Origin of the sequence: Microbulbifer sp. NBRC 101763 (assembly GCF_040371615.1) — a bacterium.
GTDB lineage: Bacteria > Pseudomonadota > Gammaproteobacteria > Pseudomonadales > Cellvibrionaceae > Microbulbifer > Microbulbifer variabilis.
This window is the reverse complement of record NZ_BAABQV010000001.1, coordinates 653,420-669,271: the sequence shown is the minus strand read 5'-3', so window position 1 is coordinate 669,271 and position 15,852 is coordinate 653,420. Positions and strand designations below refer to the sequence as shown.

At 46.0% G+C, this 15,852-nt stretch carries 14 protein-coding genes; 1 reads left to right on the top strand and 13 read right to left on the bottom strand.

Annotated features, from left to right (window positions below):
* Positions 1-166: 166 nt before the first annotated feature.
* The 3 genes from ABWV76_RS03095 to ABWV76_RS03085 form a co-directional block, all read right to left on the bottom strand.
* The gene (locus ABWV76_RS03095; protein WP_282950900.1) at positions 167-493 is read right to left on the bottom strand and encodes a hypothetical protein; all 327 of its coding nucleotides are present in this window, start codon (positions 491-493) and stop codon (positions 167-169) included.
* Between the two features lie 34 nt (positions 494-527).
* Positions 528-2,219: an arylsulfatase gene (locus tag ABWV76_RS03090; protein ID WP_353375188.1), complete on the bottom strand. Its 1,692-nt coding sequence runs from the start codon at positions 2,217-2,219 to the stop codon at positions 528-530.
* 205 nt (positions 2,220-2,424) lie between these two features.
* Positions 2,425-3,471 (bottom strand): HAD family hydrolase, encoded by a 1,047-nt coding sequence (locus ABWV76_RS03085; protein WP_020415031.1) that lies wholly within the window; start codon positions 3,469-3,471, stop codon positions 2,425-2,427.
* A gap of 109 nt (positions 3,472-3,580) precedes the next feature.
* On the opposite strand from ABWV76_RS03085, the gene ABWV76_RS03080 reads away from it, so the two are divergent.
* Positions 3,581-5,884 (top strand): multiheme c-type cytochrome, encoded by a 2,304-nt coding sequence (locus tag ABWV76_RS03080; RefSeq protein ID WP_353375187.1) that lies wholly within the window; start codon positions 3,581-3,583, stop codon positions 5,882-5,884.
* An 89-nt stretch (positions 5,885-5,973) separates the two neighbouring features.
* Here ABWV76_RS03080 and ABWV76_RS03075 read toward each other — a convergent pair whose 3' ends face one another.
* Genes ABWV76_RS03075 through ABWV76_RS03030 form a run of 10 tightly spaced genes read right to left on the bottom strand, consistent with a single transcriptional unit; the run spans position 5,974 to position 15,852 of the window.
* Entirely contained in the window at positions 5,974-7,359 is a 1,386-nt protein-coding gene (locus ABWV76_RS03075) for a hypothetical protein (RefSeq protein WP_353375186.1), read from the bottom strand.
* A gap of 14 nt (positions 7,360-7,373) precedes the next feature.
* A complete protein-coding gene (locus ABWV76_RS03070) occupies positions 7,374-8,117 on the bottom strand; it encodes an outer membrane lipoprotein-sorting protein (RefSeq protein ID WP_282950907.1) in 744 nt (247 codons plus the stop codon).
* A 48-nt stretch (positions 8,118-8,165) separates the two neighbouring features.
* Entirely contained in the window at positions 8,166-9,395 is a 1,230-nt protein-coding gene (locus tag ABWV76_RS03065) for an ABC transporter permease (protein WP_353375185.1), read from the bottom strand.
* Positions 9,396-9,397: 2 nt separating this feature from the next.
* A complete protein-coding gene (locus ABWV76_RS03060) occupies positions 9,398-10,102 on the bottom strand; it encodes a hypothetical protein (protein WP_353375184.1) in 705 nt (234 codons plus the stop codon).
* On the bottom strand, positions 10,099-10,833 hold the full coding sequence (locus ABWV76_RS03055; RefSeq protein ID WP_020415025.1) for an ABC transporter ATP-binding protein: 735 nt from the start codon (positions 10,831-10,833) through the stop codon (positions 10,099-10,101). The genes ABWV76_RS03060 and ABWV76_RS03055 overlap by 4 nt, the downstream gene beginning before the upstream one ends.
* Positions 10,833-11,567: a tetratricopeptide repeat protein gene (locus ABWV76_RS03050; protein ID WP_282950912.1), complete on the bottom strand. Its 735-nt coding sequence runs from the start codon at positions 11,565-11,567 to the stop codon at positions 10,833-10,835. Before ABWV76_RS03050 ends, ABWV76_RS03055 begins: the two co-directional genes overlap by 1 nt.
* A gap of 22 nt (positions 11,568-11,589) precedes the next feature.
* Positions 11,590-11,844 (bottom strand): acyl carrier protein, encoded by a 255-nt coding sequence (locus tag ABWV76_RS03045; protein ID WP_020415023.1) that lies wholly within the window; start codon positions 11,842-11,844, stop codon positions 11,590-11,592.
* Between the two features lie 2 nt (positions 11,845-11,846).
* Positions 11,847-12,977, bottom strand: a complete 1,131-nt coding sequence (locus ABWV76_RS03040) for a hypothetical protein (protein ID WP_353375183.1) — start codon at positions 12,975-12,977, stop codon at positions 11,847-11,849.
* Complete coding sequence (locus tag ABWV76_RS03035) at positions 12,974-13,888, bottom strand: alpha/beta fold hydrolase (protein ID WP_353375182.1); 915 nt, start codon at positions 13,886-13,888, stop codon at positions 12,974-12,976. Before ABWV76_RS03035 ends, ABWV76_RS03040 begins: the two co-directional genes overlap by 4 nt.
* Complete coding sequence (locus ABWV76_RS03030; RefSeq protein ID WP_353375181.1) at positions 13,885-15,852, bottom strand: NAD(P)/FAD-dependent oxidoreductase; 1,968 nt, start codon at positions 15,850-15,852, stop codon at positions 13,885-13,887. The genes ABWV76_RS03035 and ABWV76_RS03030 overlap by 4 nt, the downstream gene beginning before the upstream one ends.

The following is a 15,852-nucleotide window of genomic DNA, read 5'->3' as shown; positions in this document are numbered from 1 at the left end:
AGATTAACTGTTCATCCTTTATCCATTGCCTACAAAATTTATAAGGCGAACAAATTTTACACAGACTTATAGGGTAGGTCTGTTTAATTAGACATTCAGCAATAATTTGGTTTAAATTTTCAACATTCTTAATATAATTTAAATACTAATCAAATTCGTGAATTAATTACTTGTTTGGATGATAATTAGCACTACTCCAGGCATTATTAATTTCATCCGCCTGCTGTTGAGCATTAAAGTGCTCCCAAGTGATACCATTAACATCCTTTTCTTGGGTAAAAGCGGTTGCAGCCGGATCTTCCCATCCCAAGTGCCTAAGAGTCCCAGATCTGCACTTTGGGTCTTTGCGGACAGATAGGTTCAGTGAGTCGGTGCGCCATAAAGCATATTCACCGGCAACATAAGAGCACGGGGCGCAGTTTAGGCGAGTACTATAATCTTGTACTGTTTCCTCAATTCTATCAGTGGACAGTGCTATATGTAGTTTTTTCATACTTTGCTCTTTAGCCAGAGTGTTTTCAGAAAAGTCAGTTACTTCCTGCAGCACCTGCTTCGAGTTGCTTTTGTACTTTATCCAGGTTAAAAGACCCCGGTACTTGACTGGGAGGGTACTCCTTCATCGTTTGTAAGAATTTGGCAGCGAGCTGCTGCATCGGCACCAGCACAAAAGCTCTGTCAATAAACCAATCGTTATAGGTATTGGAGTTATGCTGCGCTTTTTCGAAAGGGTCCTGACGCAGGTTAAATAGAAGAGGAACCCGCAATTCCGTAAAAGGTTCACGCCAGACTTCAAAACCCTGTCCGCGGTTTTCCAGGAAAATGGCCTTCCAGGGCTCATAACGCATGGCTACTATCTGTCCATCGTCGTTCACATAGATAAATTCCTTGCGAGGTGATAGCTTTGCCTTGCCGGTGAAGTAATCCATCATATTGTAACCATCGACATAGTTTCGATATTGCCGACCTTCCAGCTCCACCCCTGACTTTAATTGCTCTTTAATATTGGGATTTCCACCTGCAGCAGCCAGAGTAGGCAACCAGTCTTCATGTGAAACAATACCGGTTAATGTGGTTCCTGCCGGGAATTTACCGGGCCAGCGTACAAAGGCAGGGACTCGATAGGCCCCCTCCCAGTTTGAGTTCTTTTCACTGCGGAAGGGGGTAGTCGCTGCATCAGGCCATGTATTGAAATGAGGACCGTTATCGGTTGAATAGAACACGATGGTATTATCGGCAATTTGCAGGCGATCCAGCAGGCTGAGTAACTTCCCTACCAGGATATCGTGCTCCACCATACCGTCCATATATTCATTACTGTTCGGGCCCGCCAGATTTGTATGCTCCTCCCGTACATGAGTGCGAAAGTGCATTCGGGTGGCATTCCACCACACAAAGAATGGCTTTCCGTCCTGGTGAGCACGCTCGATAAAGTCTATGGCCGCAGCAAGAGTCTCATCATCAATGGTTTCCATCCGTTTCTTGGTCAGTGGGCCGGTATCTTCAATAGTGCCCCCAGCGAAGGACTTTATGACTCCACGAGGACCAAACTTTTTGCGGAACTCTGGATCTTTGGGATAGTCACGATTTTCCGGCTCTTCCTCCGCATTGAGGTGATAGAGATTTCCAAAAAATTCGTCAAAGCCGTGATTAGTCGGCAGGTGCTCATCCAGGTCACCTTGGTGATTCTTGCCAAACTGCCCTGTAACATATCCAAGGCTTTTCATCACCGTAGCGATTGTCACATCACTCTTTTGCCATCCCTCTTTGGCTCCCGGGAGTCCTACTTTGGTCATTCCAGTTCGCACCGGAACGTTGCCTGCCAGGAAAGCTGCACGCCCAGCAGTACAAGATTGCTGGCCGTAGTAATCGGTAAATGACAACCCTTCAACTGCCAACCGATCGATATTTGGGGTCGCGTACCCCATCATGCCGCGACTGTTAAAGCTGATATTCCAGATACCGATATCATCTCCCCAGATCACCAGGATATTTGGTTTTTCTGGCATTTGAGGTTGGGGTTTACCTTGCTGGGACTGAGCTTGAGCAGGGCTCTCCGGTTGTTTTTCAAGTTGCTTTTGTTCTCCGAGTTGAGGCTGAGGCTGAGGCTGAGGCTGAGGCTGAGGCTGAGGCTGAGGCTGAGCATTAACTTGCCACTGAAGACAGCAAAGTAAACCAATAGCCACTGCTACTCGTCGCGACAGCAGGAAAAGTGAATACATGACGGACCTCATCACTCGCTTTGTGGGCTCATATCAAAACAAAAGCACCTTGCCTGATATCCAGAATATGACCCCTGTTATTGGCGCCAGAGTTCAAATCTTGCACTTTCTTTGAGGGGTAATACAGCAAGATTAGACAAGTCTTTACCCATTGGTGCCTGCTATACCAACACTGCTCGATATGCTTCCCTGGCGAAAGATTTGATTAATTTGGCGCATGTACTTTTTCACCGTTTCTGTCCTCTTTTTCGGCGGTTTGTACGACGGGAAATATCACCTTCCAGTCCTTGGCCATATCTACAACCGTCCAGCCATTGGGTTTCGCAGCTTTTAGCGCTTTATCCAAGCGTCCCACCCTGGAATTGCGATCATAAGCCCACTCCCTTTTTGCATCGGTATGATGAATCAACATCCCAAAACGCGGCCCAGGGCCTGATGTTACCCACTCCAACATCTGCAGGTCCCCATCGGAGTTTCCAGCGGCAAAAATCGGACGGCGGCCAATCATCTGGCTAATACCGATAGGTTTGCCTTCTTTATCATTCACAAATTCGATATCATCAGTAGTGATAACACGCGGCTTGCCATCACCATCCTCATAGCGGGCTTTCAGTCGGCTACCAACAACCTGCTCTGGAGGAATACCGTATAGCTGTTCAGAAAACACACGGATAAAATCTGCGCCACCTCCAGAAACTATATAAGTTTTAAATCCTTTCGAGCGCAGGAAATTTAATAGCTCTCGCATTGGCTGGTAATACATAGCAATGTAGTGCTTTCCTGTGAGCGGATTTCTGGCTGTATTAAGCCAGGAAGTAACAACTTTATTAAATTCTTCTCTGGTCATATCCGCATGAGTCGCACCGATCATTTTCTCCAAACCGGTTCTTCCCTGTGCCAACAAGGTGATCATGTCATCGTTGAGAATCGCCGCAAAAGGCTGCTCCGACTTCCATTCAGGGTGTTCCGGTGCCAACCGCTTTACTTCATCCATAGCAAAGAGCAGCTGAAAGTAGGCTGGCTTTTCTGCCCATAAGGTTCCATCGTTATCAAATACGGCTATACGTTGTTCAGGAGGGATGAAATCTGCGCTACCTTCCTGAGTGACCTTATCGATGAATGTTACGATAGCGGACTTTGCAGCAGTACTATTCCATGAAGGAAGTGGCGCACTACCACGTTCGTTAGCAAAGCAGGCATATGCTGACACGAGTAAGCCATATGCAAACAGATACGCTTGAATCCTGACCATACCCACAAACCACCCTAATGGTTAAACGTTACTCTTTGGCGGCGAATGAACTAATCTTGCTTTAGCAATCCCAGAGCCGAACTGGGTTATTCAGGACTACGCAAGAATTATGATAAATATAGTCAGCGGTATTTCCCGACTTGTCGTGCTCTTGAGTCTTCAAGCTCTGATTGCTTGTGGGCCGAATGATCGCAGTATGTCCAAAGTAGATAAGGTTAAAAACCTCGATACCTCCACAACTCATAATCAGCAGATAGGTCAAGCTGCGCATAAAGAAACGACTTATGTAGGGTCTAAATTTTGCGCTCACTGCCATAAGGAAGAGACCAGCGCCTGGCAAAGTTCCCACCATGCTTTTGCAATGCAGGAAGCGAATGAAGGGAGTATCCTCGGCGATTTTAATCAGTCAACTTTTACCTATGAGGGTATTACTTCCACCTTCTATAAAAAGAAAGGGGACTATTACGTCAATACTGATGGGGCCAACGGCGAGCTAAAAGATTTTCCTATTGCCTATACATTTGGCGCAGTACCACTGCAACAATACTTGATTCAGTCTCCCGGCGGACGCCTCCAGGCACTCAGTATTGCGTGGGATAGTCGGTCCAAGGCAGAGGGGGGGCAGCGATGGTTCCACCTATATCCAGATGAGAAGATCTCACATAAGCACTCCCTACACTGGAGCGGCATCAATCAAAATTGGAATTTTATGTGTGCGGACTGCCACTCCACAAAACTACAAAAAAATTACGACCTAAATACCGATAGCTTTAAAACCAGCTGGTCCGAAATCAATGTTGCTTGTGAGTCCTGCCACGGGTCAGCATCCAAACATCTAGAGTGGGCTGAGAACAAGCAGTTAAAGATCAAAAATTTTGGATTTCCTGTTGAACTGCATTCGGTCAGGGCGACCAATTGGGAAATGGACCATGAAAGTGGCATTGCCAAAAATAAGGTATCCAAAAAAAATCAAGAGCTACAAACCTGTGCACAGTGTCACTCCAGGCGCACTACTTTCTTTCCCGGCGCAAAAGCTGGCAGCCAATTTCTGGATCACTATAATCCCGCCCTGCTGCTACCGCCGCTCTATCATATAGATGGTCAAATTAACCAGGAAGTCTATGTTTACGGTTCATTCCTGCAGAGTAAAATGTATGCAGCAGGAGTTACCTGTAGCAATTGCCATGAACCACATAGCTTACAGCTGCGCAGTAGTAGCGATGGTGTCTGTTCCCAGTGCCACCTCCCGGAAAAATTTGCGCAAGTCGATCACCACCTTCACCCTGTTAATAGCTCCGGTGCAAGATGCGTCAATTGTCATATGCCATCAAAAAACTATATGCAGGTAGATAGCCGTCGGGATCATAGTTTTCGAATCCCAAGGCCAGACCTTTCTGATAAGTTAAACACACCCAATGCCTGCCTCAGCTGCCACCAGGAACAAACCAACCAATGGGCAACTGATGTACTGCGCAGAAAGTTTGGTGCCCCCGACAAGTCTCATTACGGCGAAGCGCTTCACGCAGGATTTTTCCAAGCAATCGATGGGGAGAAAAAACTAAGCCAGCTAATTACAGATTCCACACAGCCAGCAATTGCGAGGGCGACCGCAGTAACCCTACTCCCCCAGTATTTCACACGTCATTCCGCCCAGCTATTGCACGCAATAGCGCAAGGTAACGAACCGCTTCTCAGTTTGGCTCTAGCCCAATCACTGGATAGAGTACCAGCACAATTTCGCCCGGCACTGGGCATTCCCCTTCTCTTTGAGCGTGAACGCGTAACACGCTCGTTAGCCGCCAATGCACTGGGATCATTGCCCCTAAATAATTACCCAGGCCCCGTTCAGAAGCAGTTTTACACAGCACTTAAGGAGTACACCGCCTCAGAGTTATTTAATAGTGATCGCCCGGAATCCCTGGTCAATCTGGGCGAACTACACAGACAGAGAGGTAATTCCAGCCAGGCAGAAGTTTTTTTTCGGCGAGCAATTAAGAGTGCCCCCTATTATGTCCCTGCCTACGTGAATCTGGCGGACCTGTATCGAGTCGAGGAGCGTGAGGAGGAGGCTGAGAAACTACTGCGGCAAGGCCTGAATCGAGCCGAAAGCAAAGCGGCAGTTCAGCACTCCTTGGGGCTATCTTTGATACGGCAGAGCCGCCACTCAGAGGCAATTTACTTTTTGCAACAAGCTGCAGAAGCCCAGGAAACCAATAGTCGCTATATCTACGTATATGCTATTGCCTTACACTCGGCCAAAGAACCATTGCAGGCACTTTCAGTACTTGAAAAAGGATTGGATCAGTTCCCATCCTCACCAGATATATTGCAGGCAATAATCTCTATTCATCGTGAATCTGGCAATCTCGAAAAAGCAAAAAAATATGAAGTACTACTTACTGGAAACTATTAAATACTTTGGGCTAAATAGACCTGTTAATTCTATATAAGTATCAGAGAACACTTTGCTATTCCAGTTATACATCCTCTAGTATAAAAAAACTAGAAATCGTAATAGAAACTCAATCGCAGTAGATGCTCACTGGGAATCAGGCCAAATTCACAGTTATCACAGCCGGAAAATACTTGAGCCTGAAGCCTTGTACTGAAATGTTCTGTCCAATTCTGGATAAATTCCAGATTGTGGTATTGACTCTGATCGTCAATATTGTATTGGATACTTTGACGATATTGGAATTTACGCTCTACACGCGTATTGCCCCACATAAAAAACAGATATTCCCGTCGTAGCTGCCCCACAGATAACAAGCCAAAGCTATCAATCAGGAAATTAAAAGCTGTGTGCGCCTCTGTTGATTGTAGGCTTGTCAGGGAAAAGCCTGGCTGAGTGAGATTCAGCTTAGCCACATCTATTTGCTCAATTACCTGATCCCACTCTTCCTCTGTATAACCATGCTCGTTATACAGATATTCTGCCGTAATATCCCAACCATCATTTAAGCTTACTTGGGTGCCGAGAACCGCTTTCAAGTAACCGAGATCCTGCAGGTCGGCGTATTGCATATCACCTGCCAGTGCTAGCTCCCGCTGGTGCTCCCAGGCGCCCTCAAACCTTAGAGTGATATTATCGTCAGCTAGTGCACTTAATCCAAGGGCAACATTAATATCCCCACCTTCTAGCTGGTGTAATACCAGACGAGTATCCAGGTCCCCCTCTCGGTTGAAAACCAACGCATACTGATAATCACTATCGCCAAATGGAAGGTCCAGATTTCGGTCCAAGGTATCTTCCACTTCAGCAAAGTAGAAACCCGTATTCCAATCCCCGTAGCGAAAATCCAGATGAACCATATCCCACCCTTGTTGTTGGGTCAGGTCATCGGTATCCAGGTTTGGGCGATCATAAACGGGCTTGAGTAAATTTGCGGGTGACCAGTTATAGCCATTGCTCCACTGTGGCTTCATGCGCCCAACATTCACTCCAAATCGTCGACTAGAGGAATAGGAGGATAAATAGCCTTCTAATAAGTAGTGGCTGAACTCATCAGAAGCACCTCCTGATTCATCTACTCGATAGTCCCCTACGAGAGCTAAACGTGTATAAGCGGAAAAATAAGAACCGGTAGAAAACTGGCCACTTAAATCCAATGCCAGTTGAGACTCCCTTTCACGAAAAACCAACCCTCCAGGATTAAAGTATTGATTGTCCCTAACGCTATTTTGCTGGTGGTAGGCAATAGCAGAGACATCAAAGTTCCATGAAGCAGAATTTTCCAACATATCACTACCGAGCTCACCCGCCAGATTGGCTTCGGAAGATTCGGTTGAAAACGGATCTTCATACTCCTGTGCAATGACTAAGGGAGGTAGTGAAGCAATACACAAAAAAATAGCCAGCTTTTGCCGGACCAAGCTAGGATTTGCCATGATCTTTACTTCTTTTAATTCAGCCTACCCAGAGAAGCCTTTTGAAAAATAGCCGGATCTAGCGCTTCAAGCTGGTAATTATCAAACTTCATCCAGGTATAGTTATCCTGCATCAGTGCATCAACTAACAAAATCTTGTGTACTTTCAATTCGCCAGAGTACTTTTTATACTCTTTGTAAAATGCTGTTTTCAAGAGGCGGTCGGAGCGGGAATAAAACTCACTTTTTAACGGTTGATGGCCGTCGGCTTTTGCCATCCATACCTTTACTTTGGTATATGCTACGCCGGAAGCAATCGAAGTTAACTCCAACAACCAATACTCCTGCGCTTCGACTGATTCCTCACCAACAATTTTTGCACTGTAGTCCCTGGAGAAGTTAGTGCCCACTACATCTCCATTACTGGTCTCCCCAATTAAACGCTGCGATGGCGCTATTCGGATAATACGGCGAGTCCCCGGAATATAGAGCCACATATTGGAGTCTTCTTTCAACATTGCCCGGCCCCGTTCTCGGGCGGGTGACTCGAAACGAATCAGGGATTTGTCATTGAAGACTTTAACACTGAGCGTATTTGTTCGGGGCTCTTTATCTTTTTTGTAGCTGATATTAGTGATATCGAATACAAATCCTTGATCCCTATAGCCCCTGACCTCATCCAGTCGATTTACCAGGTATTCCGCTGTCACTTCAGCTTTTGACGATAGACTGAAAGCAAGCAAAAACACAATCCAAAAACCAAAGCGATATTTTTCCATCACAATACTCTTTCTAAGCCTCACGTCACTGGATAGCTCGCATTAACATCAGGTAAACCTCAGAGCATTCACTACGGGTATTCTGGATGCTTTCACGGCAGGATAAATACTGGAAACCAAAGAGATGAAAAATCCCAAGACAAAGGTTTTGATTAAAATTTCAGAAACTACAAATACCCGTATAGGGTAATCTTGGGTACTACCCGGTGGGCGCGGCATCATCCACTCCGCATAGGTGATGCCTTTAGCAGCCAGAACGCCTACAAGTAGACCTAAAAGACTACCGATAATACCCAGGAATACGGATTCCAGAAGAATTAACCCGACCACCTGGGTGGGGGTTCCCCCCATGGCTCGAATAGTACCAATCTCGCGAGTGCGCTCCATCACTGCCATCAGCATGGTGTTGGAGATACTTAAAGCCACAATTACCAATACAATAACTGTAATAAAACCAAAGACACCATTGAATAGCCCGACGACCTGGTGATAATAACCAGCCAGATCCCACCAACTCTTTATTTCCAGTTTTAGACCCTGCTGTTGAAATATCCTTTGCAAATCACCAACGACTTTGTCGGTCATTTTGGTATCGTCCAAAAGGACAACCAGCCTGGTTACATCTGAGGTATAAAGCAACTCCTGGGCAAGAGGTAAATTGACGCGAAGTAGACGATCATCCAGCTCTTTTACACCAGTGCTAATCACTCCAGCAATTTGGATATCCACCGCATTGATCGCCCCATCCTGGGTGCTAGCCAACAAGGTCAAATAGTCCCCTATTTCAGCATCCAGTGAATTAAACAGCCCCTCTCCAAGGTGCGCAGCAGCCGCATCTTCAGGAAACAGGTCCTCTCCTGCAACAATATGAATAGCCGAGGAAAGGAGAACTTCTTTCTCCGCATCGATACCAACCCCCGTTATGGCTATAGACTGTTTTCCATCACTGAGAAGCCCATTAAAATTTAGTCGTGGAGCCACCACCAAAGCCTGGATTTTCTCTTCAATTACATCGCTAATCTCTACTAAGTCAGCAGAGGAGATAAGGTATTTCTCTGGTTCAGCCTTACCATACTGATCGAACCCCTCTGCGTAAACCTGGATATGACCTAACTGCGAACGAATCATACTCTCACGCATACCATCGTACATAGACTGCACAAAGCCACCAAATATAATCAGGCTCGTGCAACCAAATACAACTGCTGCCAGAGTAATCAGACTACGCCGTCCATTTCTCAGGATATTTAACAGTGCTACTTTCCAACCCAGAGTCATGGTTACAACTTCTCCAGCGCCTGGCGAGACTTTTGCGTCCAATTGGTTTCAGAGCCCGCCAGCTTTGCCCAAAGGCTTCGGGCCTTCTCTGTCTGCTTATTACGACTATAGGCCTGCGCCAGGTAGAACTCGACAAATGCCTGGAACTCTTCGCCATATTTCCCACCTATTTGTTGCTGAACCAGTTCTAGATCTTCAACCGCATAGCGGGCTCGACGAAGGAACGCCGGCATATTTGCACAGCTGATGCCGCGCTGTAACCGGGCACCCAAGTCAAAGGGGGCTTGTTTAACAGCTCTATCCATAATGCGATTTCCCCTTCTTGAGAATAAGGAAAGCTTTGCCAGCTGGTCTGTATAAAAACTGGATCGAAACGAGATCGCTGAACCCAGGGCGGCACTTAGTTCTGAATCATTATCCTGTGACTTCAGTAATTGAGTGATCTTCTCTTCCAGCAATTCCACTTGTGCCACTTGTGTATCGGCCGAGGAAGTGAGCAATGCCAGCTCGGCTAAGTAGGCAACTTTTTTTTGTTCCGGGGTGGAATTTTCATTTAATCCAGCTATCAGTAAAGCCCGCTCACTATTCTCAGGGGGAATCTCAGTGGGTGGTATATATTCTTCAGCCCATACTTTTGATAGATGGCTGGCTAAAATAAAAAAGATAACAAAAAATCTCAGAGCATATTGCTGAGCAAATAACTTCATACCTCTACCCCCGACTCATCAAGAACAGTTTCTGAATATTTATTGGCCTGCCTATTTTCAGCAAGACTATCTCCCACTAATTTTCCATCCAGAATAGTAATAACTCTGGAAGCCAGGCTGGTCACATAATTATCGTGTGTGGATATAACGAAGGTGACACCCTGCTCCTTATTCAGTTTCTGTATCAACGCCATAATATTTTCAGAGGTTTTTGAGTCCAGATTTGCAGTAGGCTCGTCAGCCAGCACAATATCGGGCCGTGTAACAATCGCCCGGGCTATGGCTACCCGTTGCATCTGCCCACCAGACAGTTGTGTAGGCCTCTGATTAACCTGCTTTTCTAGACCGACATCTTTCAGTGCCTGTAAAGCCCGCGGCTTTGCATCTTTCACCCCCCTGAGAGTCAGCGGATACATCACATTTTCCAAAGCGGTCAGTACCGGTATCAGGTTAAAGGACTGAAACACGATGCCAATATGCCGGTTGCGGAACCTCGAGCGCTTGTGCTCGCCCAACGCCCCGACATTAACCCCCCCTACCTGAACGGTGCCGGAATCGCACTGATCAAGTGCAGACAAAATATTCAGCAAGGTGCTCTTTCCGCTGCCACTCGGGCCTTTAACAGCTAAAAATTCGCCTTTATCCAGGGAAAGAGTGATTTCTTTGAGCGCATCCACCCAAACATCACCCATCGCATAGCGTTTAGATACATTATTAAGTTCAACCAGCATTAGGCTTTGCCCAGGGTTACAACCATTTGACTTAATTGCTTGCAAGCATCCTGCATTGTCGAGGGACAGTCAGCCAGACTTTCTGCCTTCTGAAAATAGTCAGAGGCTATACTAAACTCGGAACTATCTTCCTGCCCCTTAACCCAATAGGCATTGGCAAGAGCGAGATATACCAGCTGCCTGACCTCAGCAGGTAAAGCCGCAGGGTCTTCATCAATTACCGCATTAAACCAGTCTTCATCTTCAAAGACCCGATCAAAGTGACCGCTGATCTCACCAACAAAAGAGAAAGTCAGTAAACGAACCAAGCGTACATTAAAATCAGAGTTCGCCTGTACTGCGGCCGCATCCACTTGGCTCATCGCATTACGCAGCCGATAGAGCTTGTAGATCCCCATAACGGGATCAAACATAGCCCCGGCCAGCTTCCCGTCATTAGAGAAGTAGGCAGCCTTAACCAGCATATTGTCAGGATCTTTCTGGTAAGCAAGGCTCAATAACTCATCTGCTCGATCTATTTCATTGTGATAGCTGTACAGTTGACCAAGCTGCAGCATCAACTCTGTGTCAGATTGATCCTGTTCAAGCTCCGCCTTAAGGAACTGCAACTGCTCTGTTTCTGATTTACTATAAGCGACCTTTTTAAAATCTATGGGAGCTGCCCCTGAAAACCAGGCAACAATATTTCCGATAAAAAGGCTGCTTATTAGAATTGTTAGCACTTTCTTTAACATGGGCTACCCCCCTATAAGAGATTTACATCTCGACAGAATTCTCAAGTAATTGGTTATCCATTTCTTTAAGAGTGGTGTGTTCATCAAACACCAGATTTTCAGGACTCATAACTCCAGGATAAAGCTGTTCACAAATTAGTATCACTTCAACAATATTGAGTGAATCAACACCAAGCTCAGCGATGGGAGTATCCGCATCGACGGAATCAACATTCAGCATAAGAGCTATCTGCTCACAGAGTTCCTGTACTTTGCTCTCTACGACTGCTGTAGACATACCTAATCTCCAATAACATTACCAACTTTTAAGGGATAGAATCGCAACAAATAATCCAGAGTAAGGGCATATATACATATATGCTGTTCACCGCCGGAATATTTCTGTTGCCGTTTAATAATCTTGGCACTAATCATGGGTGGAATAAAAAACCATACGCGAGAAAGCCACTGGTTACCGTAAAAGAACACCCTTTGAAATGATTCATAGACATTTACTATTGGGGCATCGTCCAAAGAAAATACCGGCGCTACACTGTTTTCCTGATTTGCTGATTCAACAACCCTGATTTCCTTACCAGCTCCAGCAGCTAATGTATTGAGCTGGAACAGAATAAATGGATAGTAAAACTGCTCTGCCAGATAGCAACCTAGGGACTCTTTACTTCCCGAAGCTTCCCAGCTTGACTTGATTAAGTCATTGATCTGATCGGTGTATTCTTGTAGATCAACCCCCTCAACTACGTTGGACTTGTGGGCTCCATTAAAGACATCAGCCCTTTCTTTATTAAGCCCAAAATTTTTCGGCAGACTATCTTTGGATATTTCAAGAACCGAATCTTCATTGTCTTGTAGTTGCTGTGAAATTTCGGCAAAAAATACATGATCGAAAGGAGAAAACAGGTCCGCAGCCACTTTGGGTAGAAGGTTGTAAACTACATCCCCTTTTGCTTGAGGTTTCACCAAAGTCGCATGTAAACCCGGTTGCTCCGGCAAGGTTTCATCCAGCCAAATAAGCTCTTCTGCATTAATCATCACTTCATCGCCAGGAAAAAGCATATGGACATTTTTCAGCAGGCTTTTTCGCTCTGTCGGAAAACCAAAGTATTCCAGTTCGATTAAATAATGAGGATCAACTTTATCGGCACCCACCGCTATAAAAGAAGATAGACATCTTCCTATATATAACTGTTCATTAAAGAGGAAGTGATAAAGGGGCAAACTGAATGATTTGCCAAGCTTAATATGAAAGCTATTGCGATCACTTCGCTGAATCACAGAGTCATGATCTACAAGTGGAATAGCTTCTGACTTTTTGTATTTGGCAGGATATAAATTAAGTAGGGAAAGCTCTGCTCCAACTGCCAGAGTTACGGATTCCACACCCGGAACATCGTAAACCATTTGCTTCACAGGCTTGCCTCCAGCTGATGCTCAACTACCTTATCCAACCAGCTGGAAAGTGGTTTGGCCGATGCCGAAATGGCTGACATATGCGTGGCTTTTGGAATCTCGGTCAGACAAGACTCAACCTGGGGAGATATATACCAGTTCATCACTGTATACAGGATATGAGCGTCGACCACCTCATCATGCTCACCGACTGTGATGTGGCACGGAATATCCAGACTGGCAAACAGATCCGTATATCTTTTGATTGTATAAGCACTCAGGAGATTAAAGCTACAATCAAGAACTCTACCCTGGTTACCGGCATCCGACCCCACTGGAGGAAAGCTCAGCACAGCCATCCGCCTGAAAACAGGAAAGAGCATTGCCAGCCAATACTTCCACAGATTTATTTTAGGCAAATTTTGTTGCTCAGGTCCCGCCATCGGCCGTGCATGTCTTCTCTTGCGGAAGTAACGGATAAAGTACTCAAGGCCTGAGGTAGCAATATCGTACTTCCTGGTTTCCTCTGCCTGGGTTAATGGCGGAGCAATAGCGAAGAAACCCACTATGTCCTGGGTACCATATATCCCAAGGTATCTTAAGCACGCAAGAGAACCTGCACTGTGCCCCCCCAAAATAAGACGACGTACTCCGCGCTGTTTCAGGTGATTAATTAAATCATGCAGATCGTCTTGTAATTGATTTGGATAGTCCAGGTCACCTGGACGGCCTTCACTTTTGCCATGGCCACGCCAGTCGGGTAGACAAATGGTCATCCCCTGCCTGTGCAACATACGTCCAAACATCAGATACCACTGGCTACTAAAAGTACTACCGTGCATACAAATTAGTGCAGTCTCAGTATCATCCGCTGGTAACCAGCGAAATGCCAGGCTCTTACCATCCCTGGCCTTAAAAAACTCCTGAATCACACCGCCTCCACAACATTAATTTCAGAGACTTCTCGATTCATACCCTGCATTTTCCTCTGGTCTATTACTGAATCCATAATGCTATCAGGCTGGCTACGAGCAAATGCCAGAAATACAGGCACCATACCCGGCATGGCTATATATTCCTGAGTTTGCCCCCAGAGTGCCTTGGCTTTCTTAGAAAGCTTTTCAAGCTCAACTTCAGTGAGATCACCTGAGGGGTCCACAACGTTCACCATATCAGTGTGAAAGGTATCTTCATTAATCTTAGCCTGAACCGGGAACTCGGTTTCTTCGGAGAGCATTTCGGATAATTTGTCTGAGATTTTATTCAGGAGCCAATCTTTGTCCCCAACATTCAGGTTGGGCCTCTCCAAAAGGTCCGGCAATAAAATACTTTGCTGCACAACCATCCTACTGGCAAGCATCGGTAGATCCAACCTGGCTTCGATTACTTTAAGGAACATCTCCACCCAGAGTTTGACCCTTAAATCAATACGCCACCCATCTTTGCCACTGGTGCCCATCAAGTAAACAAAATACTTATAATGATCGGCTCCAGATTCGAAAAAGCCCTCATCATTTCGGCGGTAGTAGCGCCCCTCGGACTTGAGTACTTCAGCGGTATCTATCAGCTGCTTTTGCAGTATTAATTCAAGAGCCATATAGCCGCGACGCAGGTAGCTCTTGCGTTGCCAGTATTCCTGGTCAAGGTAATTTCCAGACATATAATCCCAGGCTATTTCCAAGAAATAGGCCGCAGTATTGTAAGCCAGTAGCGGCGAGCACAGTTCGGCGGAGTCAATGACCGGATACACATTAGCCACATGTGCATAAAGTCCCTGGTAAAACTCTTTTACTGTTTGGTTGGCAACCGGTAACTGATGATCCAGTACTTCCTGAGCTTTATCTCTGTCAGATTCACAAAGATCCATAAGAATGTATTTGGAAATATGATCATTGAACAGGGCGATCATATCGCCCCCCCCACTAAATAGCGGGTCCAGGAACATTGAAGCAAAGCCGGAAGTTGCCCAACGATCTGGAAAAATAAATTCGTCCGCACGATAAGCTAGCTGGCCCCAGGCCTCAAAATCCACAAGCTCCGCACCCTCCAACAACTCCGCAATCGCACGATATTCCGCCAGGAAATTCAGGAAGCTATCGCGCTTAGTAGGTGGTTTCTCAAATTTAGCCTTTTCTCCAACGATACCAACACTGGTGTAGCCACCACTCAAAGGGATAAACCATACCCAATAGCCATCCCCTGCAAAGTGATTGGTAGAGAGGAAACGGCCAAACGCCCGTTTTCTCCAAGCCTCATCACCCATGGAATCTATATCCTGGATATTCTTGAAACGCCCCCAAGCAGAGAAGTGTTCAGGCACATTTTTCTGCCGGGTTAGTTTTTTATGCTTTTTGGTGAATCGGTTTCGACCACTACAGTCCACTAACCAATGTGTAGAAATCTCCGAACTGTAATCCCCGGCAGACACCAGCACAGAGTGTCGTTTATCTGCTCGTTCTATATTGAGTGCCTTGGCCTTCACCCCCATGACAACTTCAATACCGTCTGCGCGATTCATCTCCACCAGATCTTCTTCCAAGCGGGCCCGATCCAGTTGGAAGGCCGGATGCGGTGGAATGCTGGTAGTCCCATGCTCACTCATTTCTGTGAGCGACAAGCTGTGATCAGGCTTGTCATAAAAGAAACGCAGACCATTTTTAGGTAAGTGATTACGGTATAGGTAGTTCACCAACCCCAGTTGCTTCATAAAATAGTGGCCTGTCATTTCGACAGTGGCTTCACCAACTTTCCCCCGAAACTCCTCGCTGGCCTCTACAACAAGGATTGAGATTTCCTTACTGCCTCGCCTTATCTGGCGCGCAAGGGTCAAGCCGGCCCAACCGCCACCAATAATGACAACGTCGTATTCTTTTTCTAATTGTTCGACTGCTTTCAT

Bases quoted from the DNA above. Each gene is read 5' to 3' on its own strand.
- ABWV76_RS03095 (WP_282950900.1), bottom strand. From the start codon at position 493: ATGAAAAAACTACATATAGCACTGTCCACTGATAGAATTGAGGAAACA.
- ABWV76_RS03090 (WP_353375188.1), bottom strand. From the start codon at position 2,219: ATGTATTCACTTTTCCTGCTGTCGCGACGAGTAGCAGTGGCTATTGGT.
- ABWV76_RS03085 (WP_020415031.1), bottom strand. From the start codon at position 3,471: ATGGTCAGGATTCAAGCGTATCTGTTTGCATATGGCTTACTCGTGTCA.
- ABWV76_RS03080 (WP_353375187.1), top strand. From the start codon at position 3,581: ATGATAAATATAGTCAGCGGTATTTCCCGACTTGTCGTGCTCTTGAGT.
- ABWV76_RS03075 (WP_353375186.1), bottom strand. From the start codon at position 7,359: ATGGCAAATCCTAGCTTGGTCCGGCAAAAGCTGGCTATTTTTTTGTGT.
- ABWV76_RS03070 (WP_282950907.1), bottom strand. From the start codon at position 8,117: ATGGAAAAATATCGCTTTGGTTTTTGGATTGTGTTTTTGCTTGCTTTC.
- ABWV76_RS03065 (WP_353375185.1), bottom strand. From the start codon at position 9,395: ATGACTCTGGGTTGGAAAGTAGCACTGTTAAATATCCTGAGAAATGGA.
- ABWV76_RS03060 (WP_353375184.1), bottom strand. From the start codon at position 10,102: ATGAAGTTATTTGCTCAGCAATATGCTCTGAGATTTTTTGTTATCTTT.
- ABWV76_RS03055 (WP_020415025.1), bottom strand. From the start codon at position 10,833: ATGCTGGTTGAACTTAATAATGTATCTAAACGCTATGCGATGGGTGAT.
- ABWV76_RS03050 (WP_282950912.1), bottom strand. From the start codon at position 11,567: ATGTTAAAGAAAGTGCTAACAATTCTAATAAGCAGCCTTTTTATCGGA.
- ABWV76_RS03045 (WP_020415023.1), bottom strand. From the start codon at position 11,844: ATGTCTACAGCAGTCGTAGAGAGCAAAGTACAGGAACTCTGTGAGCAG.
- ABWV76_RS03030 (WP_353375181.1), bottom strand. From the start codon at position 15,852: ATGAAAGCAGTCGAACAATTAGAAAAAGAATACGACGTTGTCATTATT.